The 21991-nt window shown below is 54.5% G+C and carries 29 protein-coding genes; 14 read left to right on the forward strand and 15 right to left on the reverse strand.

The features are described 5' to 3' along the window. Positions 1 to 54 precede the first annotated feature (54 nt). Both P8935_RS16235 and P8935_RS16240 read right to left on the reverse strand, forming a co-directional pair. Positions 55 to 492 carry a universal stress protein gene (locus P8935_RS16235; RefSeq protein ID WP_348261344.1) on the reverse strand — a complete coding sequence of 146 codons (438 nt, stop codon included), beginning with the start codon at positions 490 to 492 and terminating at the stop codon, positions 55 to 57. A gap of 11 nt (positions 493 to 503) precedes the next feature. Beyond that, positions 504 to 812: a class III extradiol ring-cleavage dioxygenase gene (locus P8935_RS16240; RefSeq protein WP_348261345.1), complete on the reverse strand. Its 309-nt coding sequence runs from the start codon at positions 810 to 812 to the stop codon at positions 504 to 506. A gap of 240 nt (positions 813 to 1052) precedes the next feature. On the opposite strand from P8935_RS16240, the gene P8935_RS16245 reads away from it, so the two are divergent. Both P8935_RS16245 and P8935_RS16250 read left to right on the forward strand, forming a co-directional pair. Beyond that, positions 1053 to 2315 (forward strand): M20 family metallopeptidase, encoded by a 1263-nt coding sequence (locus P8935_RS16245; RefSeq protein ID WP_348261346.1) that lies wholly within the window; start codon positions 1053 to 1055, stop codon positions 2313 to 2315. Then, on the forward strand, positions 2300 to 2968 hold the full coding sequence (locus P8935_RS16250) for a trimeric intracellular cation channel family protein (protein WP_348261347.1): 669 nt from the start codon (positions 2300 to 2302) through the stop codon (positions 2966 to 2968). The genes P8935_RS16245 and P8935_RS16250 overlap by 16 nt, the downstream gene beginning before the upstream one ends. Positions 2969 to 3437: 469 nt before the next feature. Here the strand turns inward: P8935_RS16250 and P8935_RS16255 are convergent, their stop codons facing one another. The 8 genes from P8935_RS16255 to P8935_RS16290 all read right to left on the reverse strand — a co-directional run bounded on the left by P8935_RS16255 (position 3438) and on the right by P8935_RS16290 (position 7576). Next, positions 3438 to 3617 (reverse strand): hypothetical protein, encoded by a 180-nt coding sequence (locus P8935_RS16255; protein ID WP_348261348.1) that lies wholly within the window; start codon positions 3615 to 3617, stop codon positions 3438 to 3440. A gap of 111 nt (positions 3618 to 3728) precedes the next feature. Further along, positions 3729 to 4001 carry a GlsB/YeaQ/YmgE family stress response membrane protein gene (locus P8935_RS16260; RefSeq protein ID WP_348261349.1) on the reverse strand — a complete coding sequence of 91 codons (273 nt, stop codon included), beginning with the start codon at positions 3999 to 4001 and terminating at the stop codon, positions 3729 to 3731. Positions 4002 to 4139: 138 nt separating this feature from the next. Then, on the reverse strand, positions 4140 to 4532 hold the full coding sequence (locus P8935_RS16265; protein ID WP_348261350.1) for a LysM peptidoglycan-binding domain-containing protein: 393 nt from the start codon (positions 4530 to 4532) through the stop codon (positions 4140 to 4142). Positions 4533 to 4586: 54 nt separating this feature from the next. Continuing rightward, a complete protein-coding gene (locus P8935_RS16270) occupies positions 4587 to 4958 on the reverse strand; it encodes a hypothetical protein (protein ID WP_348261351.1) in 372 nt (123 codons plus the stop codon). A gap of 33 nt (positions 4959 to 4991) precedes the next feature. After that, the gene (locus P8935_RS16275; RefSeq protein ID WP_348261352.1) at positions 4992 to 5324 is read right to left on the reverse strand and encodes a helix-hairpin-helix domain-containing protein; all 333 of its coding nucleotides are present in this window, start codon (positions 5322 to 5324) and stop codon (positions 4992 to 4994) included. A 116-nt stretch (positions 5325 to 5440) separates the two neighbouring features. Then, complete coding sequence (locus P8935_RS16280) at positions 5441 to 5683, reverse strand: hypothetical protein (RefSeq protein ID WP_348261353.1); 243 nt, start codon at positions 5681 to 5683, stop codon at positions 5441 to 5443. Positions 5684 to 6098: 415 nt separating this feature from the next. After that, positions 6099 to 6617, reverse strand: a complete 519-nt coding sequence (locus P8935_RS16285) for a DUF3761 domain-containing protein (RefSeq protein ID WP_348261354.1) — start codon at positions 6615 to 6617, stop codon at positions 6099 to 6101. A 131-nt stretch (positions 6618 to 6748) separates the two neighbouring features. Beyond that, positions 6749 to 7576 carry a helix-turn-helix transcriptional regulator gene (locus tag P8935_RS16290; RefSeq protein ID WP_348261355.1) on the reverse strand — a complete coding sequence of 276 codons (828 nt, stop codon included), beginning with the start codon at positions 7574 to 7576 and terminating at the stop codon, positions 6749 to 6751. Between the two features lie 88 nt (positions 7577 to 7664). On the opposite strand from P8935_RS16290, the gene P8935_RS16295 reads away from it, so the two are divergent. Together P8935_RS16295 and P8935_RS16300 are read left to right on the forward strand one after the other, a co-directional pair. Next, entirely contained in the window at positions 7665 to 8243 is a 579-nt protein-coding gene (locus P8935_RS16295; protein ID WP_348261356.1) for a class I SAM-dependent methyltransferase, read from the forward strand. A gap of 229 nt (positions 8244 to 8472) precedes the next feature. Continuing rightward, complete coding sequence (locus P8935_RS16300; RefSeq protein WP_348261357.1) at positions 8473 to 8865, forward strand: hypothetical protein; 393 nt, start codon at positions 8473 to 8475, stop codon at positions 8863 to 8865. Positions 8866 to 9118: 253 nt separating this feature from the next. On the opposite strand, the gene P8935_RS16305 is transcribed toward P8935_RS16300, so the two are convergent. Genes P8935_RS16305 through P8935_RS16315 form a run of 3 tightly spaced genes read right to left on the reverse strand, consistent with a single transcriptional unit; the run spans position 9119 to position 10220 of the window. Next, positions 9119 to 9706 (reverse strand): recombinase family protein, encoded by a 588-nt coding sequence (locus tag P8935_RS16305; RefSeq protein ID WP_348261328.1) that lies wholly within the window; start codon positions 9704 to 9706, stop codon positions 9119 to 9121. Continuing rightward, on the reverse strand, positions 9703 to 9885 hold the full coding sequence (locus P8935_RS16310) for a plasmid partition protein ParG (RefSeq protein WP_348261327.1): 183 nt from the start codon (positions 9883 to 9885) through the stop codon (positions 9703 to 9705). Before P8935_RS16310 ends, P8935_RS16305 begins: the two co-directional genes overlap by 4 nt. A 26-nt stretch (positions 9886 to 9911) precedes the next feature. Beyond that, positions 9912 to 10220: a helix-turn-helix domain-containing protein gene (locus P8935_RS16315; RefSeq protein WP_348261326.1), complete on the reverse strand. Its 309-nt coding sequence runs from the start codon at positions 10218 to 10220 to the stop codon at positions 9912 to 9914. A 107-nt stretch (positions 10221 to 10327) separates the two neighbouring features. Between P8935_RS16315 and P8935_RS16320 the strand changes: the two genes are divergently transcribed. The 10 genes from P8935_RS16320 to P8935_RS16365 all read left to right on the forward strand — a co-directional run bounded on the left by P8935_RS16320 (position 10328) and on the right by P8935_RS16365 (position 19504). Continuing rightward, entirely contained in the window at positions 10328 to 10636 is a 309-nt protein-coding gene (locus P8935_RS16320) for a hypothetical protein (RefSeq protein ID WP_348261325.1), read from the forward strand. A 565-nt stretch (positions 10637 to 11201) separates the two neighbouring features. Further along, the gene (locus P8935_RS16325) at positions 11202 to 12047 is read left to right on the forward strand and encodes a hypothetical protein (RefSeq protein ID WP_348261358.1); all 846 of its coding nucleotides are present in this window, start codon (positions 11202 to 11204) and stop codon (positions 12045 to 12047) included. Further along, positions 12044 to 12769 (forward strand): hypothetical protein, encoded by a 726-nt coding sequence (locus P8935_RS16330; protein WP_348261359.1) that lies wholly within the window; start codon positions 12044 to 12046, stop codon positions 12767 to 12769. The genes P8935_RS16325 and P8935_RS16330 overlap by 4 nt, the downstream gene beginning before the upstream one ends. 457 nt (positions 12770 to 13226) lie before the next feature. Beyond that, positions 13227 to 13439, forward strand: coding sequence for a hypothetical protein (locus tag P8935_RS16335; RefSeq protein WP_348261360.1), 213 nt, complete (start codon positions 13227 to 13229; stop codon positions 13437 to 13439). A 49-nt stretch (positions 13440 to 13488) separates the two neighbouring features. Further along, the gene (locus P8935_RS16340) at positions 13489 to 14985 is read left to right on the forward strand and encodes a recombinase family protein (protein WP_348261361.1); all 1497 of its coding nucleotides are present in this window, start codon (positions 13489 to 13491) and stop codon (positions 14983 to 14985) included. Next, positions 14970 to 15365 carry a carboxymuconolactone decarboxylase family protein gene (locus P8935_RS16345; protein WP_348261362.1) on the forward strand — a complete coding sequence of 132 codons (396 nt, stop codon included), beginning with the start codon at positions 14970 to 14972 and terminating at the stop codon, positions 15363 to 15365. Before P8935_RS16340 ends, P8935_RS16345 begins: the two co-directional genes overlap by 16 nt. A gap of 73 nt (positions 15366 to 15438) precedes the next feature. Beyond that, positions 15439 to 16059, forward strand: coding sequence for an HAD family phosphatase (locus P8935_RS16350; RefSeq protein WP_348261363.1), 621 nt, complete (start codon positions 15439 to 15441; stop codon positions 16057 to 16059). Positions 16060 to 16079: 20 nt separating this feature from the next. Continuing rightward, entirely contained in the window at positions 16080 to 17624 is a 1545-nt protein-coding gene (locus tag P8935_RS16355; RefSeq protein ID WP_348261364.1) for a glycosyltransferase family 39 protein, read from the forward strand. A gap of 77 nt (positions 17625 to 17701) precedes the next feature. Further along, positions 17702 to 18424, forward strand: a complete 723-nt coding sequence (locus tag P8935_RS16360; protein ID WP_348261365.1) for an alpha/beta fold hydrolase — start codon at positions 17702 to 17704, stop codon at positions 18422 to 18424. Positions 18425 to 18553: 129 nt separating this feature from the next. Further along, a complete protein-coding gene (locus tag P8935_RS16365; RefSeq protein WP_348261366.1) occupies positions 18554 to 19504 on the forward strand; it encodes a hypothetical protein in 951 nt (316 codons plus the stop codon). On the opposite strand, the gene P8935_RS16370 is transcribed toward P8935_RS16365, so the two are convergent. After that, positions 19505 to 20293 (reverse strand): CAP domain-containing protein, encoded by a 789-nt coding sequence (locus P8935_RS16370; protein ID WP_348261367.1) that lies wholly within the window; start codon positions 20291 to 20293, stop codon positions 19505 to 19507. It abuts the gene before it with no gap. Positions 20294 to 20391: 98 nt separating this feature from the next. Beyond that, complete coding sequence (locus P8935_RS16375; protein ID WP_348261368.1) at positions 20392 to 21717, reverse strand: MFS transporter; 1326 nt, start codon at positions 21715 to 21717, stop codon at positions 20392 to 20394. Positions 21718 to 21991: the final 274 nt, after the last annotated feature.

The following is a 21991-nucleotide window of genomic DNA, read 5'->3' on the forward strand; positions in this document are numbered from 1 at the left end:
CCCCGCTAAAGGAGAGAAAAATCACTTCTAGAGTTTTTGGTCTTCTTGCCCTGCTCAGGAGACTGCCAGAATGCTGCATTGAACTCGTTCCGCAATGTTATGCACGGTACCGCCCCAAACACGCGAGACCGTACCGGAGTGGTGACGCCGGCCGATCACAAGAAGTTCGGCACCCCACTTTGCGATTTGGTCGATGATGGCCTGCACTTCATCGCCTTCGACAATAATTCCCTCCACAGCGATTTCGTGCTCCTCCGCACGCTTTATCCCTTCACTTTGCAAGTTTCTATAAAACGCATTACGTTCTTCTAGCAGGGCCTGGCGCGCTCCGGGCAATTCGGAGTCCATAAATGCCGCGTAGACAGGAAGGGGCTCGCTTACGGTCAAGATTCGCAGATCCGCCTTCAACACCCTTGCTAATTCGACAGCGATCGAGAGTGCGTGCTTCGCCTCGGCCGATTCGTCAAAGGCGATCATGATTTTCTTGTACATTCGAAGCCTCCTCAATCAAATGCCATCTTGCGGACATGCAGGCGTTGAACTCTGTGCGCCTGTGCCGGATCGCCCGGTGCAGGATACTGCACCTGAAACAATTCTCGTGGAAACCCACCGAAATCGTGAATCGTCCTTGGCGAAGTAGCCACTGTTACCCCGGTTTCTGGAACAAACCAATGGGCGGAAATAGACAAGATGGCTTTGGGTTTGGGCGTTTTCTCACCTATTCGGGTCCAAGCTTTCGTATAGGCATTATTTAGGACCGCGTTCATCGGATTTCCGTGGCCAAAGAAGATTGCAGGAAGCATCTTCGACATGTTGGGTCCTCACTCTCTTGATTTGCACCGATATTCTCGGGTGACGAATCGTCGAACAAATAAGCCTTCCCGAGCGGCTGGCAAGCCGTCGGCCACCATAGTGCTTCGCGCCAGCAATTATATGGAAACTGCCGCACCTCCAATGAACGAAATAGTCGGTCTTGCCGTCTCGTGGCGCACATTTTTATCCCGCTGTATTCTCTTAGTGAACAATGCTTTAGTTGTACGTAGGAGGCCCGCGTGGCGCCAAGGAACCGGCCAACTGAGATCCTGGTAAATCTTGACGCAGCTCTTCCTGAGCTCGAGGCCGCGTACAAAGACATACATGCTCACCCCGAGTTGTCGATGCAGGAGACGCGAACGGCTGGAATCGCGGCGAATTATCTCAAGGCCAACGGCTTTGAGGTTACAGCGGGTATTGGCAAGACGGGAGTCGTTGGCATCTTGCGCAATGGAGACGGCGCTACCGTAATGCTGCGCGCTGATATGGATGCGTTGCCCATCAAGGAGGGGACCGGTCTTTCCTACGCCAGTAAAGCTACAGCAACAGGCCCCGACGGAAAGACCACGCCCGTTGCGCACTCCTGCGGACATGACATGCATGTGGTTTGCTTGATGGGGGCCATCTCGCTGTTTGCCAAGAGTCGCGATACCTGGCGCGGAACGCTCATGGCAGTCTTTCAACCAGGCGAAGAAACCGCGCAGGGCGCGCAGGCGATGATAGACGACGGGCTGTTTAAACGCTTCCCGAAGCCTGATGTCGTGCTCGGTCAGCACGTGATGAGCTTGCCATCCGGTCATCTCGACTGGCGTAGGGGAGTTGTAACTTCCTCTGCCGACAGCCTGCAGATTCGGATGTTCGGGCGTGGCGCACATGGCTCAATGCCCGAGGCCAGTGTTGATCCGGTTGTCATGGCTGCTTCGACCGTGATGCGACTGCAAACGATCGTCTCTAGAGAAGTCTCGCCTACGGATTCCGCTGTGGTGACAATTGGGGTTCTGCAGGCTGGCACAAAAGAGAACGTCATCCCTGACGACGCAATCATCAAGTTAAATGTTCGTACGTTCGATGACGGGGTGCGCAAACACGTACTTGCAGCCATTGAACGGATCGTAAACGCAGAGGCAACAGCGGCAGGTGCGCCGAAGCCCCCAGAGATCACGCCACTGGACCGATATTCTTCAGTAACGAACGATTCCAATGCAACGGAGAAAGTTGTTAAGGCATTCCGTCAAGACTTTCCTGAGGGCTCCGTAGAAGAAACGAAGCCTACGATGGCGAGCGAAGACTTCGGATGTTTTGGAGCGGAGTGGCAAGCTCCATCGGTTTACTGGTTCTTTGGGGGCGACGATCCTGAGGTATATGCCAGGGCCAAGAAAGACGGGACGATCAGCTTGCTTCCAACCAATCACAATCCGCGCTTTGCGCCGGTCATTCACCCCACTTTGGAGACAGGGGTGAAGGCTTTGGTGGTTGCGGCGTGCGCGTGGCTAGTCTCGTGAACGAACTTCTGACTTACGGACAACACCTGGCCGGCCCCTTTCTCGTCGCGCTCGATCTCCTCGGGACATTCGTCTTCGCCTTGAGCGGTGCGGCAGCGGGTGTGAAGAGCAAGCTGGATCTGTTCGGCTTGATGGTGCTTGCCTTCGCAACAGGGAACGCGGGCGGGATTACACGCGACCTGCTTATCGGCGCCGTTCCACCTGCAGCCATTCGCGATTGGCGTTATCTTGGGGTTTGTATCGTGGCCGGCTTGGTAACGTTCTGGTGGTATCCCAATATCGACGTGCAGCGTAGGCCCGTGCTGTTGTTCGATGGCGCAGGATTGGCTTTGTTTGCAGTTACCGGCACACAAAAAGCGCTGGCCGCCGGACTCAATCCCGTGATGGCAGCAATTATGGGTATGTTGACTGGCATTGGCGGCGGAATGCTGCGCGATGTTCTTGTGAATGAAACTCCGACGGTGCTCCGGGCTGATCTTTACGCTGTCGCCGCGCTTGCTGCTGGCGTCGTGGTGGTGACAGGAAATGTGCTGCACTTCCCGTCATTCGCGTTCATGACTGCGGGTGCACTTCTATGCTTCTGGCTCAGAGTGATGGCCATATTCCGCGGTTGGCATCTGCCAATTGCAGGGACAGGATCTCGGTCACACTGACGAGGTTCTGTACGCGAATCCGTTATAGTCGACCTACGCGATTCGAAACTCAGTTTTCGTTTGCATCGACGATGCGGATCATCATTGTGGATGGAACACGCAATTTGTGAGATAGAACAGAGCCCATACACAGAAAATTGCGGACGTGCTCAAGAACACGACGAAGGCTGCAACAGCCAGGCGTGGCATTGGTCATATCTCTCTGTGGCGGGTTCAGAGTCTGTCATCCCATCTCTCAATTTAGTCAGTCGATTGACCTTTTGATTCGTCGCAGACCCTTGAGATCTGGGATTTCCCTTGGTTGACCTACGAACCGCGCTTCACTACTCGAACTTCTCAAAAAGAGGCAAGGGGCTGGGCACAAGAAGGCTGCAAGCCGCCACGAATCTTCATTTCGAGAGTCATGGCCAAGCCTGCAGCGCAGGATCGCCGCCAAGGTGTTGCACGACAGCTTCGACTTGTGAATCTTTTAGCTCTGTTGGTCCTTCTTCTCTTCTTCTTTCTTCTCAATGAAGTTGGTTATTGCCCCTGTTCCCTCGAAACCGACAACCGCGGCTACACCTTCCGTGACTAATCCCGCATTTGGATCCAGTTTCTTCGCGCCTTCGACTGCCGCCGCAGCTCCGGCTAATTCTTCAAGGATTCCCATGATTTTCTCCTTTGCAGTGATGGATTGACAGCTTCTTGCCGGGATCCGCGCTTCGAATCCGACATACAACTCCGTGCCTTGTTCAGAAATAACCAAAGCACGGAAACGGTGTTAAAGGTTGGCGTTTCGATTACCGGCAATAAGGCGCACCACCCAAGTGAGAATCACCGCCCCAATGACGGCAATCACGATGCTGATGACAAGACCGTGCTGCCCGACTCCCCCGAATCCGAGAAAGCTGGACAGAAATCCTCCGATGAGCGCGCCGACTAAGCCGACAATCATATCCATGAAGAAACCGAACCCCGATCCCTTCATGAGTTTTCCTGTGATCCAGCCAGCAAGTACGCCGATAATGATCCACGCAATGATTCCGTGCCCCATGTGATCGTTCTCCTTTTCAGCTTCGGAACAGAGCCTTCCAGATTGATCGCGGCAACATCAATCGCAACTCTGCCTCGAGCGCTGATTTGTAACAAATCTCGGACACTCTGTCGAGAGACTTCGGTCCGAGATTTCGGTCTACGAAATTACCGGAAGGCTCAAATCCTGGCCGACCTTGATCTTGTCTGGATCGTCGATTCCGTTCGCTTGAGCGATGTCGCGATACTTGTTGGCGTCGCCGTAGAATCGCTTGGCGATTTTTGAAAGATTGTCGCCGGACTGGACTGTGTACGGCTGCTCCGCCCCTCCCGAAGTTGCAATCTCATGATGCAGATCGGAATAAGTTGGATCGGCCTCTTTGATGGCGTCCCACGTGCGGTTGGCTACCACTGTCGATGGCACCGTCGCTTTCAAATGGAGCTTTTCCCCATCGAGATCTACCTGCTCTACGTTTGCACCGAGGTCAGAGAATCCCTCAATGGTCGAGATTACTCCGGCATACTTCTGCTTTAGCTGATCCAAATCCGCCATGACATTCCTCCTAGTTTCACTACTTCTCGACGCCGATCACCGGGTCAAACAGACTCAGTGCCGGTCGTGATCCTCCATGAGATGCGACATTGCTTGTTGATATCCGCGGCGGAAGGCAGCGCGGTAAACCTTTCTTGTTTCAGGAGGAACATCGGGGTGCCGATATTCGTCGCGATTGTTCACATCGGGGCGACGATGATTCCCTACGTCCTTCCTTGCGCCTTCAATCCCATCGTGAAAGCCGCGGCGCTGAATGTCGTTGAACTCTCCCGGCGGCGCTTCCCAATTACCATGATCCCGATCATGATCCTGAACGTACGCTGGAGATGAAGGCCCTGCTGACAGCGCGGAGGCCTTGCTGATGATGAAGCAGCTTGCTCCCAAAAGAAGGGCGAGCGCCGGAATAGCGGTTAGCTTTGGTTTCATTGTCAATTTCTCCATTCTCTTTGCGTCAGGTGCTTACTTGGCCGGCTGATTGGCGATGACCAGTTTACTGATCTTTGTGTAGGTGGCAGCCGGGACGATGTTCTTGCTTTTCAACTGCGTTTTGTTGGCGTAAGGGCGCCCATCAATAATCTTTTGGGCGTACACATCCCCGACGCCGGGTAGGGCTTTGAGTTGATCTTTGGTTGCGGTATTCAAATCGACGAGGCTGGTCGATGCCGCTGGGGCGCTGGATTTCGCGGCATGCTTTGTGCTTGAGGCCGATTGCATTGCCACAGCCGGCAAGATGCTGAAAAGGGTAGAGGCCATCAGTACCGCAAGAACGGATGAGAGACGTTTCACGTGCATGTGTATCTCCTTTGTGATTTTAGAGTTCTCGATTTGTGAATCAACAAACGCAGAACCTGACTTGCGCCAAACCCCGTTTCGTCGAGCAGCGTCAGCGAACGTTGTTCATACCCCATTTATTCCTTGTTGCCAAACATGCTGGTTGCTGCACTAAGCAGACCTCCCAGTCCACCTGATTCGGCAGCGGCCGGCTGACCGTCCGCCGTGCTCGCTCCGGAACCGAGCACCGAGCCCAGCATGCCCTGAAATTCGGATGGCACCCTGGACATGATGTGTTGAACAACTACTTGTTCGACTTCCTGGGATTTGTCTGGGCTCAAGCCCGCCTTCTGCTGCAACAACACTGCTATTTCACCCATGATGTTTTCTCCAGTTTGTTGTGAATTGTCGGTTAAAGTTCGCCGGGATCAGTTCATGTTCGTCTCCCGGAAAAGTGTTCCCTCGAACGAAGCAGTCACGTGAAAATGTTCCGACTGACCCGCATGCCATCCCGGCTCAACGCGCCAGAGTTATTCCCAGCCCGGTAGTCAGAATTACGTCGTTGCTCAATGTTTCCGTTGGCGGGAAAGACGTGTAGCGATCGCTGAATGTTGTCTGCCCGTTGAAGAGCTTTCCGAGCTTCGTGCTGAAAGTCGGATCAACCGAGAGTTGGAACTTCCCCGTCTGGCTAAGATCCGGGTAAAGGAACGCTTGTTCTGTAAACAGGCTTCTGGTTCCAAGCTTGCGAGTGTAATGCTCGGCCCTCTCGTTCGTGCCTGAATGGTTATTAATGGATCATTTGCAAGGTTTGCCGTGATCAGGACGAGCCCCTTTTGCTTTCGCCTCATCCTCTGTCATGTAAGCGCCAGCTTTGGTCTTGCCGTACCACTGCGTTCCTTGGCAGTGGTAGACATTGCTCGCGGTATTGAGCCACACTTGACCCGCTCCGCCTCCAGGAGCCTGCGCGACCGTGCCTCCAGAAGCTTTTGGTGCCGGCGCCGGAGTGGCAGTTGGAGCCTTGGCCGGAGCGGATTGCGCCGCTGGAGAGGGAGCGGCGGCCGGTGCGGGAGCCGAAGAAGTTGCTGCAGCCTTCCCGGCCGAAGCCTTCGCTTTGGTTGCGTCGGCGGCCGCATACCAAGTCTTGATTCCTTTGTGTCCACGGCATGCGCCCGACTTGCTAGCTGCAGTCGAGTACGTTCCATCATTACAAAGACCTGTTGCGCCCGAAGGTGCTCCGGCAGGAACCTGGGCCAAGCCAAGCTGCAAAACTGAAATTCCAGCTAGTAGGGCAATGACGCCAAACATTCTTTTCATAGATCCTCCGTCCGGTGCTGAACATAGGCGAGCATCATCACACCGTTTGTGGAATCTGTCTAGCTCAAAAAGAAGGATGATTGCGGAAGTCTTCGCAACCCACCGTCTTCCCTTCGTGACGTTACATGCCGTCATCGAAGACCGTACGGCCCCGACGTGCTGCGCAGGCCCGCCGTCCAAACCTTGGGCGTCAATCCAAACAATCTTCGAAAGGCTTTAACGAATGCGCTGGATTGGCGATAGCCCACAGCAAAGGCAACTTCTTTCACAGACCCCCCCGCCACCAACAGTTGTACCGCGCGAGTGAGTCGAACCTGACGGCGCCACGTGTCAATGTCGATTCCAATCTCTCTTCGATAGATCCTCTGAATCGTCCTTACGCTGACGCCCGCGTCCGCGCATAGGCTCGCCAGCGGTTTTAGGTTCGCTGGGTTGTGAGCGATCGCGTGTGCTATCGCCAGGGCGCGAAGCTCCGAGGGCATGGTTAGGCCAATTGGCGCAGCAGTTGCGTTGGCTAGTTGTGCGCTCAGAAGATCGCGAAGGGCCCGCTCGAGCCTGTTCTGGAGGCGCAAGAGACGGAGCCGAACTGCCTCGACGATCAACTCGCGGAGCAGCAAACCGACGTAGAGTACCGAACATTGAGGCGGTCTGCGTGACACGACGCCAGGGCGAAAATAAAGGGTGCGCATTCGGACCTCACCAATCATCCGGATCCGGTGAACGGCCTTCGCCGGTATCCAGAGTGCAAACTGCGGAGGTATCGTCCAGACGCTCCGACCGGAAGACACCTCCATAATTCCTTCGATTGCATAGATCAACTGGTCCGATCCGTGGGCATGGTCGGGAACCAACGCGCCCGCAGGGTATTCGTAAGCAAGCGCTGAGACCGCAGCGCCCCGCGGCGGATCGAATTCTCGCAAAATCTCCGCCTGTCGCATACGCGATATATTATGGCGCAAGGCGCCCCTTGCGCCACCGGAGGTCCGTGGTCATCATAGGAATGAGAGACAAGGCAAGCTCTGTTTTGGCCCTTCCGGAGACACGCAGATGAATTATTTTCACCGCAAGCTTTGTTCTTCGGCAAGATGGAAAGAGGTGACGCAGCGCTATGCTCTGCCCTGGACCCTCGAACAGATTGACCTAGGGTGTGAGGTGCTTGAGATCGGCCCCGGATACGGCGTTTCTACGGAGGTGCTGTTGCAGCAGGTCTCACACCTCACATGCGTGGAATCAGACCGCGATCTCGCGGATGATCTCCAGCGGAAGCTCAACGGGAATGTCAACGTTCGATGTGAAGATGCGACCTCAATGTCCTTGCCGAGCGCATCATTCGATGGCGCGGTCTGCTTTTCAATGCTCCATCACGTCGGATCAATTGAGATGCAGAACAAGCTGTTTGCGGAAGTAGCCCGCGTTCTGCGGCCCGGAGGGGTCTTTGTGGGAACGGATACCCTAAAAAGCCATTTCATGAGATTGATTCATTTATTCGATACATTAGTCGTGGTCAATCCGGAAACGCTTCCCCAGCGCCTGAAGGCCGTGGGTTTCGAAGGTGTGCAGGTCGACGTGAACCCTTATGCCTTCCGATTTCGCGCTTGGAAGCCGCGACTAGTTTATTGTGGCTGAGCTGACTCGGTCACTTCATCTCGGACCACTTCGTGCATTGGGCCGCCGACCTAGAAGGGGCAGATGGTCATTTCATGATGTATATCTGCGGGACGGTCGCTCGGGCCCATCTTCGGAGCAATCGCAAACCAATTAGGGAAGGACATCGATTTGTGAAAAGGCTCTGCACTAGCCTTGCACAAAGCCACTTGTACACGTATGATCCGACCGCGTTTGAGGAACTCCCGTTATGAACTGGATTCGGCTCATTGCAGTCATTCTCGGTGCCGGTGTCGTCTCTTCGCTAACCGACTGGCTTTTCGCTGGTGATTGGATTCACAGGCACTTCACCTACCCCGAGATATGGCGTCAAGTTGACGAGATGAAAGCAATCGCATTGACGAGTCCACTCCCATTTCTAACCTGCGGCGTGTTTGTGTATGCCGCCGCAAGGCTTGGAATCCACACTGTGCCGGCTGCCTTGGCATTTGCCGGTGCGGTATGGATGATAGGTCCATTACCTCTCATCCTCACCAATGCCGCATTCATGAAGCTGCACCGCGTGTTCGTAGCGTCTTATGCAACCGGCTGGCTAATCAAACTCTTGATTGTTGCGATCGGGGTTGGGAAATTCCTTCATTGACACAATCTCGGCATTAGATTCATTCAGCGAGTTCCGAGCGAATAGTGGGCATCCGGAAATTGCTACTTGATCAACCGCTGAGCATGCTCTTCACTCGGAGCTAAAGATTCCAACTGGGAGGCTCAAGCATGTGTGACGTAACGTATACGTTTTGACACGGCCGGATCGTTGAGATCCGGCCATTGATTTTGTGAGATTTATGAGGCGGCTTTTTCGGAGGCTTTTGTCACACCACATATATAAGGTTGCGATTTTACGTTGGAGGAGCCGGCGGGTCTTTGAGAACGCGTTGCACCGTTGCCGTTGAGATGCCATGTTCTTTGGCGATGGCTCTGATGCTGCGGCCGTGACAGCGATCGCGACGGATTGCTTCGCGGTCCAGCGTCAGCGGAGCTCGACCGATGCGGAGACCTTCCAAGCGTGCCCGGCGCATGCCGGCGCGGACCCGTTCGACGATCAGTCCACGTTCGAGTTCAGCGATCGCGGCGATGATCACGACGATGGCTCTTCCGAGCGGACCGCCGGTATCGATGTTTTCCCGGAAGCTCAAGAACTCGACTTCGATTCTGCTTAACTCGTCGAGCACTTCAAGGAAGTGCCGGGTGGAGCGGGCGATGCGATCGCATGCCCAGACCATGACGACGTCGAACCGGCCGCGGCGGGCATCGGTCATCATCTGATCGAGGCCTGGCCGTTTTGCCTTGGTGCCGCTGATCCGGTCGACATACTCATGCACGATCTCATAACCGCGCTGTGCGGCCATCTGGTGTAGGTCGTGTAATTGGGTCTCGGGATTTTGATCGACGGTCGAGACCCTCATATAAAGGACGGCGCGTTTCACTTGCGCCGTCCCTTTGGAGAGTTCTTGGCGACGTAGTCCTTAATAAACTCCATCAGCACGTCGGTCATGTTGAGGCCCTGCGAAGCAGTGGTTGCCTTAAAAGCGTTGTGCAACTCGATGGGAACATTGAGATTCATGCGTTTCAACTCCGGTTCTTCGGCTTTCTTGATCTTTCTCACCCCCTCTCGGAGGTGAGTTTATCTGGTTATGAGTAATGGACGCTACCGGGGGTGTTCCAGACCGGGTCGCACAACAGAAGCATCTCGGCCATTGCATCCCACGGCATGGCCAGGGCATCAAGGATCAACTGCATATGACTGATGGTGTCAGGGAACCACTGTCCCTCCTCAAGAGCCTCCCAGTCAGAGGACTCCATGCAGGCCAGCGGGGCTAACTCCGTGATCGAGCATCCCCGGGCCAGACGGGCGCCCTGGATGAAGCGGCCGAACAAGCGGGCCGAGGCGTAGCGGCGATATTCGGCGAAAACGGCAGGGGAAATGGGTGCAACCTTCATACTGTGTCTCCGGATGGACGGCCTTCGGGGAATCAGCCGCCGGGATTGATAATACACGATGAGTATATACTCAACTAGGATTTAGAGTCAAACCCCCACAGATGAAAATGACGAGTATCTTTCAGGGCTGCCGCTCTGAACTCAAGGACGTAAACCCCGAAGACTATCCCGACATTCACAAGATGGCGATCCTCGCCGACATCGCGCCCTACTCGCGCGAGTACAACACCTTCCGCCAGAAGGTGGGTAAAGAAGCCCAGGGCAATACCGAACTCGAGATCGAATACCAGCGGATCCTCGATCGTGTCCGTCAGACCAAGGACTCTGTCGTTCGCATGGAGAACTGCCGCTTCACCGCCCCGGTCGACGAGATCGAAGGAACGGTTGCATCCGTCTCTCCAGCGGCATCACCCTGAAGGGATTCCCCGGCCGCAAGTTCCAGTTCTCATCCGTGGGCATGAGCGCTGCCGACATGTCGGCGCGGATCCTGGGCGAACAGAATAATCTGACTCGAGCAGAGGCGGCCAAAGACCAGGGATTCTCGTCTTTTGCCCTGTTTCGGCATCATCGAAAACCACTACCGTAAAGAGAGATTATATCTATGTATCTCCCTATATATGCATAGCTTATGCTGGATATCCATGGGCCATAATTGTCCAATTTGTGTCGGATTTCCCGCCGGCGCACATCAGGCCTGCGCACCCATCAAAAACTGCGCCACATTCACTCCAGCATCGGATGAAAACTGCGCCACAGGATCCTTCACATGAGCATTATTGTCCGGGACTCCGTTCGTTATTTTGGGCCGCCAGGTTGCCAACCCTTATGCCTGATTGCTCGTTTGAATGTCTGTATTGCTGAACTGTCCAATGAAGATCAAATTCTCCTAGGCGGCGGAATCAACAATCAACCGCCCGTCGCTCGGGTTTCAAAATGCATCTTAACCATATGCTCGGAAATGGGAATCGGTCCGACATCACCGTGAAAGTTCGCTTCACCAAAGCGCAAATCAATATCCTTAAAAACGCCCTCGGGCAGATCAATGGGTCCTATCGGGTTCACGTACGCGAGGGACGTTCTGCTTTCTCTTACCCCTTCCGCATTTTCCCCCCACTTCACTCTTATCCCCCTATTCGTGGTTTTAAAGACGGTACCTTCAACCAACAATTCATGGACAAACTCCTTGAACTCGGGAAGGGCTTGAATGCGAATACAAGAAACAGTGCATCTGTGCGGATGGATACCTTTCAGATCCGCGCGGCTGTCTTCGCCATCCGCGCATATATCGACTTTGTACGCCACTTGCGATACCAGCTCCGTCTGAAGAAGCATGAAGAAGACAGGATGTCGTTGCACGTTGACGATCAGTCCTTCGCGCAGCTAAAGGCGAAGTCGAAGCGCGTGATCCATTCGTTAGAACGCCATATGAAAAGAGCGAATCGAGCGCTAATGACAGCAGTCGACAAGGAACATTACACCGCGCAAACGGTTGTATGGAAGGCGCATCTACGATGGATGCAGTTGCATATTTCCTATCACAAGCCGTGGGGGGAGCCGAATCATCACCTCCGAAAACAACGACAACGGAACATAGATGATCTAGTGACAATGGCGAAGCGTGGCATTCGCAATGAAGGCTATCGGCCAGCGGACGAGGATGAGCTTCGACGCTTGATGCGACTTTATGCGAAGTATGCTCGAGACGGCCGACAGGGCCGTTGGACCGTCCCCTTTCTATTAGCCAACAGAGCAGACATTAGCAGGACCTATCACCTGGCGCATTTTGTGCTAGACCGTTTGAAACTCAAGGAGTTGCCTAAACCATGACAAAGGGAAAGAAGGCTAGCAAAAGGGAAAAAGCCAAACGCGTGAATAACACTGCCCATCAGCGGGCTCTAGAAAACCCTGAAACTCAAGCGGCTCTGAGCGACCTCCGAGAGCGTTGGAACGACATAAGCGCGAAGAAACGGGGAGAACAGCTGCTTAGATTAATCGGCTTTGGATGTTCAGTTCGTGGGATCGCTGATGATTTGGTTAAGCCGGCTTCAAATATCCGCAGGGACATTGCACTCGCAAATTCACCGGAACCAGAGAGCGGATGGATCGAATTGATGAATTCAACCATCGCTAAAAGGCCTCCAAAGCAGAAGAAAGAGCTCTCTCGCCTGGATGCCAGTCGCGAGGCGAGGATGCCACCGAAGAAGAAATCGTTCATCAAGAGGATGCACCCTGCGAAAGAGGATTTGCCCTCCCTAACCATTCAGCAGCCCCAAAAGGTCATTTCCCCCTTGTCAACGAGTATCAAAGCACGCCCGCTTGTGAACCGCGCATCGAGCAATCAACAGAGCCAATCAGCAGAGCACGAATCAAAACCAGACTTGGTTGCTCAATACAGCAAATTGCGTGAAAGGCAAATCAATCCGGAGGCTATTCGGCGGTTGGATGAAATCATCAATTCAACCGATACGAGACCAATTCGGAACGCACGATCGATGACGAGGCAAGGTAAGCCATCGCCCCAAACAGACCCTAACAAGCCCGTGTCTTAAGCTTGAGAGAGCCTTTTGACACACAGGACCGCTGCCTCACAGGATACCGAGCTATCGGATATATTTGCATTTCTCCAAATCGTGCAGAAGGACGGCGGCGTCTTGAGGCCCTCCGTGTCAAAGTCTGATTGGCCGTAATGGTCTTCGCATCGCTATTAAGGAAAACCTGAGACCCCTTTCAACCCGAACTCCTGTTTTTCCATTTGAATTAGTGCCGATCTTTGTTAATCTTAATAATGAATCCACGGCCACGGTGTTGAACTGCAGTGGCGGCCATGATTAACCTCGGGGGAACGAGGCCATTGGCGACCGGACAAGCGCGTTCCGCCCCACGCGTTAGCATTTTGCGAGCGAGACCTGAGTCACCCGAGAGAATGATCCCCGGGGATAAGGCAGATGGAAACCCCAATTCCAATCCAGCAAGTCATCCCCAACCTGGGGCAGTTGGATCTTCGCTTTGTCTACTCAACCTTTCCGTCCGCCTGACCCCACCGTAGATGGCCTCATCCAGGCCACCCTCGAAATAGCCAACCGTGACGCTGCGATCCGCCGCAAGCTCAAAGCCGCTTTGCTAGCAGGGGAATATTCACAAGCCATCCAGTTCGCAAGTGATCTGGTAGGGGTTAAATTCGTCCCTAAGGCCGTCGAGGATGATATCAAAGCGGCATAAGCCATTCTCAGTAAGCCATATGAAGCATCAAAGGAGGTAGAGTAACCAGATGAGCCTCAAGGTCGCGGAATGGATCAGAGTCAGCGATGAGAGCCAAGCTTCTCCGGAGCGCTTTGGCATCCCGGCCCAACGCACCGTAAACCGCGAAACGTGTAAGCAGTACGATCTCGAAGTAGTCAAAACGTTCGAAGTTTCTGACGTGTCCGGCAAAGACATCATGCTGGCTCCGGAGACTGCTGAGCTAATCAACCTGATGCAATCGGGAAGGATTCAAGGTGTCGTTGCTCGGGAGTTCTCTCGCTTGATGAGGCCGGATAGCTTCAGTGATTACACCTTGCTTGGTGTCTTTCAGCAGACGAGGACATTGCTCTATCTCCCCGAAGGCCCTGTGAATATGAGCGAAAAGACCGGACGCCTGATGGCTTCCGTTCAAGCTGCGATTGCAGGATTTGAACGGAGCACCATCCGTGAACGTTTGCACCGCGGGAATGAAGAAAACCGGAAGAGTGGCGGACGCTTTGCGTCCACACTTCCCAAAGGGGTCGGATATTCAAAAGAGAAAGGCTGGTTCTACACCGACCAGGCACAGCGCGTCAAAGAAGCATACGAGCTGGTTCTCAGTGGCGAGTCGCTAAATGAAATCGGACGATTCCTCGGCATGTCTCCTGTTGGAGTCCGCTACATGATCCACAACCCCATCTATAAGGGCTGGAGGATATACGAGCGGGAATGCGCAGAAGCGAGACCGAGCAAGAACGGAAGACAGCCAAAATATAGACCACTGAAGCAACGGTCACCTGAGAATGTTATCCGTGCCCAGGTCATAAAGGAGCCTCTTGTCTCTCCGGAGGTCTGGAGTAGGGCTTGCAAGATTCTTGATGTGAAAAGCGAGTCATCTAGGCGTGACAGAGTCGGAGGAATCGCATCCTACAATGGCTTCTTGTTCTGTAACGAATGTGGCCGAATCATGACCCCTATTCGTGGCTCGGGTAAGGGCTACTATGTTTGCCTCAACCGCTACCAGCGAAGGAATTGCTCTCAGGGCTACGTCCGCATAGCGGAAATGGAAGGGCGGGTTGATTCCCTGCTCTCTTGGCAGATGACTGATCCAGCTTTTCTACGTCGCCTGGTAATGCGATGGGAAGTGAATTCCAGGGATACAAAGAATGCGTCTGTAATTGATCGCTTGCAATTGGAACAGAAAGCCTTGGAACGGAAGCGTGTCCGAACGATCGACATATACGCTGATGGGGACATCACGAAACAGGAGCGGACGGAGAGACTTGGAGTCATCGCTCAGCAACTCGGACGATTGGAGGAAGAGATCTCTCGGCTCAGGGAATCGGCACAGCCCACGGAATCGAGTCAATTGGTGGAGATGTTCAAGGTGTTCGCCGGCTTCGATACCAGACCGAAGGAAGATAGACGCAAACTGCTAAGCCTGTACATTCCACGCATACGTATCAAAGATGGTGAGGTCGTGAGCCTGTATCGCTTGCTGGACAATGTTGAAAGTCGTTACGATAAGAAATGCTCACGGAGCTGATCATTGTCCGCACCAGCCAGGTGAATGAGACTCCCTACTGCCTGGCGAGCCACACGATTCTGGCGAAGGGGTTGGGATGGTCGGATGACCAGCTTTCGCACCTGGCCGAGTGGCCCAAGCGCGATGATTTCACAACCGCGGAGAAGGCTGCGCTACGCCTTGCTGAAACCGTGACGCGTGATGCTCACGCAGTGACCGATGAGCAGTTTGCGGAACTGCGGAGTTTTTATTCGGAGGGCGAGATTGTGGAATTGCTGTGCGCCATCGGGCTTTTCAATTACTTCAACCGTTTTAATAATGCTCTCCGCATGGAGCCGACCAAACCGGGTGAGGGCGGTCGCGCAGCGCCAGAAAAGCAAACTGCCGGGACGAACCGGTGAATGATGGGACTGAGCCGGAGCAGTCGCCAAGTTGTTCGTCTGCAACATAACTCGATGAGGAGTTGTTAGCTTAATGAGATTGAAATTGCCCACGGGCGAATTCCACGCGTACCTATTTGACTGCGACGGGACCATAGCAGACTCGATGCCGCTGCACTACAAGGCATGGAAGAAGGCGTTGGCTGAATACGGAGGCTCCTATGACGAGGATTTGTTTTATGCGTGGGGCGGCAAGCCGGTGCGGAAGATCATTGCCGATCTAAACGATATGCAGGGCCTGAACATGCCGGTAGATGCACTTGCAGCGCGAAAGGAAAGTTTTTACCATGCCCAGTTACCTGAGTTGAAGGGAATTCCTGAGGTCCTTGAGCATATCGAAGCGATGCACGGGCACATTCCATTTGCGGTGGTATCGGGCAGCAGGCGAGCTTCGGTGGTTGGATCGCTAACTGCGCTTCATCTGTTGGATAAATTCGATGTGCTGGTCTGCGCCGAAGACTACGCGCATGGCAAGCCCGCCCCGGATGGTTTTCTGCTGGCGGCATCGAAGCTAGGCGTGGCACCGGAACATTGCCTTGTCTTCGAAGATACGGACCTCGGAATTCAGGCCGCGACAGCCGCCGGTATGCAATCCGTGCTGGTGGCGCAACCTGTACGCGAGAATCTGGGAACCGGAGCGATAGCGGAAGCGTAGGTTGAATTCAGGAGGCGAAAGTGGCTGAGCTAAGTGTGCCCGCAGCACAACGTGATGCTGCTGAAAGCGACTCTGGCGCCCACGATCGCAATTCCCTGCTTCCGGTGCTTTTCATCGCTGCGGCGGCTGGGCTGCTTCACATTTTCACCAATGGCCGTTACGGTTTCCATCGCGACGAGTTGCAGTTTCTCAGCGACGCGCGGCATCTCGACTGGGGCTATGTTTCGTACCCGCCTTTGACGCCTTTCATCGAACGCATCGGCCTCGTTCTCTTTGGCTTGTCGATGGTGGGCTTGCGGTTATTTTCAGTGATCGCACAGATGCTCGTGATTGTTGTGTGCGCTTTGATGGCTCGGGATCTGGGTGGACGACGACTCGCGCAGATCACCACCGCGCTTGTAGTGGCGCTTTCGCCTCTTCCCATATTCGAGGCTACCGAATTTCAGTACACTTCCTTCGCGTTTTTGTGGTGGGTGTTGGCCTCGTGGTTCACCATTCGCCTGCTAAAGACTGAAAACCCGCGTTGGTGGCTGGCGATCGGTGCGGCTCTCGGCCTTGGCCTGCTGACCAAGTACGCCATCGTGTTCTATATTGCCGGGATTCTGGCCGGCATGGCATTTACGCCGGCGCGTCGATACTTCGCGTCGAAGTGGTTCTGGGCGGGCGTTGCCCTTGCGTTGATCATCTTTCTACCCAACCTCATCTGGCTTATCCGGCACGATTTCATTTCCTACAAATTCCTGCAGCACATTCATGTGCGCGATGTCGGCGAGGGACGCGCGGATGGATTTTTACTGAACCAGTTTCTGGTATGTGCGAATGTTTTCAGCGTGCCCGTATGGCTGATGGGACTGTATGCATTTCTGCGCGACCGCCGCTATCGCATGATGGCATGGATGTATTTCGTCCCGCTGCTGGTGTTCTGGATCGACAAGGGCCGCTTCTACTATGTCGCAGAAGCCTATCCCGTGTTGCTGGCCATGGGCGCCGTTGCTTGCGAAGCGTGGATAAGACGGATTCCGCGATGGACACAGGTCACGGTTGAGGCTGTGTTCTTTGCTGCAGCACTTTTCGCGGGGGGATATTTCTTTGCGGGCTGGGTGCCGCTCGCCTCGAGCGGTCCACTGCGTGATTTTGCGTTCAGACATAGCGAGGACCTGCGCGAAGAGATCGGATGGGATGAGTTGGTGAAGAACGTCGCTGCGGTGCGCGATTCCCTGCCCGTCGATCAGCAGCATAATGTCGGCATCCTCGTGGGCAATTACGGCGAGCAAGGCGCGATTGAGTTATTTGGTCCGGCCTACCATCTGCCCCCACCCATCAGCATGACCAACTCGGCATGGCTGCGCGGCTATCCTGCACCGACGCCTTCGACATTGATTATTGTCGGATCTTCGCGGGAGTGGATCGAAAGCAACTTTACCGGGTGCAGGTTCGCGGGCCTCACCGGCAACTCTCTCGGCGTTAAAAATGAAGAGAGTGAGTACCACACCGATATTTTCGTCTGCGGGCCGCCACGCCAACCTTGGCCCGTGTTCTGGAAGAATCACGAGCGGTTTGGATGACGCACGCAACAGCCCAGGCCAGAGTTGTAAGGAATATACTGGTCTCCTTCAACCGATCCACGGAGTTTCTCTTGCAAATGCTGCGCTGCTGGACGATCATGCTGTGCGCGATTCTGCTTACGTTCCCTGCGTCGGCAAAGAGTAGAATTACGAAGCTCACCTTTGATTTTTCAGAACACGCAAGAGTGATGTATGTGGTCGTGCCTGAGAAACCAGAAGCGATGCCTGTCGTGGTGCTGCTCCACGGGTCCGGACGCAACGGCGAGATCATGGCTCAAGCGTGGAAGGACTTGGCGGGGCAAGAGGGTTTCATCGTCGCCGCTCCCGATGCGTTCGACCCTGCTTCGTGGGGTTCGCTTATGGATCCACCGGAGTTTTTTTCGGCTGTAGTCGAACAGGTAAAGGCAATCCATGCCGTCGATGAGAGTCGCATCTACCTATTTGGTCACTCTGCAGGTGCGGCCTACGCGCTATTTCTGGCCGTCATGGATTCAGATTTGTTTGCGGCCACAGCCGTTCATGCAGGTGCGCTGCAGGCAAACCCTGACGGACTGTTTGAGCAGGCAGACAGAAAGATGCCGATCGCAATCTGGGTAGGCGATCACGATCCCAATTTCCCGGTCGATACGGTTGAGGCGACGAGACGCCTCTATGCCGCAAACGGATACGAGATCAAGTTGAATCTAATTCCGAATCACGATCACAACTACTACGCTATTTCCGACCAGGTAAATGGAAAAGCCTGGGATTTTCTAAAGGGAGTTCGACTGAAGTCGGCAAGCAACGCCGGTCAGCCTTGATACTTCTCTGAATCACCAATCGTCACCCGATACCATTTCTTGGTCACAATCTTGAATCGATAAGTACCTTCAAACGCTACGGTCCGTATAGCACTGTTCATCACACGGCTTCGACGCGGAGGAGATTTCGTGCAATCGATGCGCAATGGAATTCTGATTTCAGCATTGCTTCCTTTTGTGGGGTGGTCGCAATCGCCTTCACTCACGGATCCTGCGGTAGCGGCCGCTGACAAGACATACACAACACAAAACTGGGCAGACGCCGAGAGTCAATATACAGCCCTCACACAACGTAGCCCTGAGAATCCGCGCTTTTGGTACCGGCTCAGCGTTTCTGCCCGGCAAGAAAAGCATTATGAGGTCGCGCTCTCCGCGATGCAAAAAGCCAAGACGCTGGGTGCGAGCAAGAATCTTCCCAATTTCATCGCGGACTACGAAATCGCCATCATTCTTGCCGGTATGGGTGATGCGGATCGCGCGCTCGCGTCGTTGAAAGCCTCGGCTAATGGTGGATTCTCTCAACCAAACCGGCTCGCCAATGATCCCGAATGGAGTTCTTTGCGCAGCAATCCGCAGTTTATGGCGCTTTCGAAGCAGGTGCAGCACAACGCTGCCCCCTGCGAAGATGCGGAGTTTCGGCAGTTTGATTTCTGGATTGGAGATTGGGACGTCGCGTCAGCTTCCGATGGTACGCACCAGGGTTCGAGCCACGTTGCGAAAGAGATGGACGGATGCGTCATCTGGGAGAACTGGACTTCGGCCGGCGGTCCTTATTTTGGTAAGAGCTACAACACCTGGAACGTGAATCTCAAGCGTTGGGAACAATACTGGGTTGATAACGCCGCGGGCGTCATCTTCTTTCACGGCGGAATCAAAGACGGGGTCATGGACTACTGGACGGACGACGTACCCCTGCCAACAGGCGGCACGCTTCTGCGGCACCTTCAGTTCTTCAACCTTGGTCCGGACAAAGTCCGCCAGTTTTCGCAGGGATCGAACGATGGCGGAAAAAACTGGCACGTGGAATATGATTTCATCTACACGAAAAGCCCTCAGAAACCCGTAGCTCCCGGATCCTGATCAATACAGCAGCACCGCAAGGCGATAAGAAGTGAAGGTGCCATCATCTCCGCGTGCGTCGCAACTGCCTACCGCCGCTTCCTGGAATTGATGGGAGGCGAGATGATCGGCCAGTTGTTTCGGAAGATGTGTCACGTCCGAGCTTTCCCAGCGCATGATGAATGCGGGCTGCGAAAGGCTGTCGGAGCCGGGCAATCCCTTATCCATGATGCAGGCGGCGCGCGCGGCCCGATGATCAGCCAAGACCTTCACACCCGTTCGTTGGATTAGTTCAGAGAAACGTGATTCAACCTGTTCCTGTGTAAGCGCCTGCACGTTTCGAGAGAAATCCGCCGTGGCGTATAGCACTCCACGACTGGCAACGACGGCAATTCCAACGCTGTCTACCTCAGGACTCAGCATGTTTTCCCGATGCGGTTTCGACTGCATCCAGCCATCCTGAATGGCTTCTATCGTGTGCGCGACTGCAACATTCTCTTCGATCAAGTCGAAGTGCGCACCGGTCAGGCCGGCACGTTCAGAGACATTCAACTCTCCGGGATATTGATGAGCGATTGGCCCCTCTGAGGCCATCCGGAGTGTGTGCTTGCGTGCTGCTTCGGCAAGCGAGCGGTCCCACTGGAGCGGCGGCACTCCCGCCGCGGCGCGAGCCTGATTGGCCAGCCGCATCAACTGTTCTGCCTCTGGCTGAATTTCCCGGCCTTCCTGCGCTAACAAGGGAAGCGACATTGCAATCAGAAGCCAGAAAGCCACGAACAAGAGAGAAAGTCGTTTATCCAAACTAGTCACGCCCACTTTCAAAAATACAGGATCTTTCCGTCGCGATATTTTGACATCATCTGGAGGTTTGGAACCCAGGTCGGCTCCCCTGATCTGCGATCCCAGATTTAGATAGCTGGTTTACGGTAGTCCTTACTGAAACCGCCACGCGATCCGATCCAGAGGATCAGAAGGAGAGACGGCAATCCGACGACGCTGGTAAGCGCAAAAAACTGTGTCCAGCCTATCTTCTCTGACAACACTCCGCCCGAGGATGCGATCACAGTGCGACTAAGCGATGCGAGCGACGACAGCAGCGCGAACTGGGTTGCTGTAAAAGCGGGCGAGCACAAACTGGAAAGCCATGTTATTAACGCGGTCCCTGCCATCGCCCCCGTGAGATTTTCGGCGGTAACGCATAAGGCAAGGTATCCGACCCGATGCCCGCCTACGGCCTGGAGAACAAAAAACAGATTCCCGATTGCTTGTAAGATTCCGCAAAGAATCAGCGAGCGGAGAATCCCGAATCTGGTCGTCACGACACCGCCAATCAGGGCTCCCGTCACAATCGAGAAGAATCCGAATATCTTCGAAGCAGTGGCGATCTCAGGGAGCGAAAATCCCAGCGATATATAAAGCGGCGTTGACATCACACCCGCCATTGCCTCGCCCATTTTGTAGGCGAAGATGGCAATCAGAATGACGAGCCAAAGCGGCCGGTTCATGAAATCACGAAACGGTTCGATCACGGCTTTGAAAAGCGCGTGAAGAATCGTCTGCCACACCGAGTGAGCGACATACGACTTCTCCGCGGGCAGCTTCGGTTCGGGACCGAACACAAAGACCAGTAGTCCCACCCCAAGCAGTGCAGCCATGGTGGCATAGGCTGCGAACCACCCGTTCGAGGCCGCGATGAACAAGGAGCCCGCTCCGGCAGCCAGCATGCCAATTCGGTAGCCGGACTGAATCATGGCCGCTCCGGGGGCCTGCTGTTCGCTGTCCAGGCTCTCCACACGCCAGGCATCGATGACAATGTCCTGGCTCGCAGACAGAAACGCAACCACAACCGCCAGGACAGCCATGCGCGAGAGGTTGTGCTTCGGATCGCATGATCCCATAGCGAGGATTGCACCGATGAGAAGAATCTGGATAGTGATTCCCCAGCCGCGCCGTCGTCCCAAGGGCAGCGGTGGAGGCACTCGATCAATGAGCGGCGCCCATACGAATTTGAATGAGTAAGCGGTGCCAACCAAAGCGATGGCGCCAAGCGTTGAACGCCGCACGCCGACAGTCGCAAGCCATGCTTGAAGAGTGGAGTACGTGAGAAGCAAAGGCAGGCCGCTGGCAAATCCAAGAGCGAGCACCTGCAGCACGCGTGGCTCAGTGTAGGTTGCGACCGCTTTACGCCAGTTTGTTTGAGCGTGTACTTCGTTGGTTCCGGGTAAGTCAGTCATCTCAGTTTTTCGGGTATCCTGAATCAGCCTTTTGTAGCACTTCAGTTTTTTGCATCAAGGATCGCAGGAATCAATCTTAGAGCAGTGCTGGCCAATCAGAAGTAGGAGAGCCAACAGAGTCAACGTACCACGAATGGCTTCACCCGCTCCCAGTCTCGTCACGTGAGATTACATCTCGTTGATTCACTGCATTGGGTTATCGGCAGTCGCAGTTGCAGTGCTTGGCTTCAACTTCCGGGGAGACGCTCTGTGCGACCAATTCGGTCCGCGCACA

Source organism: Telmatobacter sp. DSM 110680, assembly GCF_039994875.1.
Taxonomy (GTDB): Bacteria; Acidobacteriota; Terriglobia; order Terriglobales; family Acidobacteriaceae; genus Telmatobacter.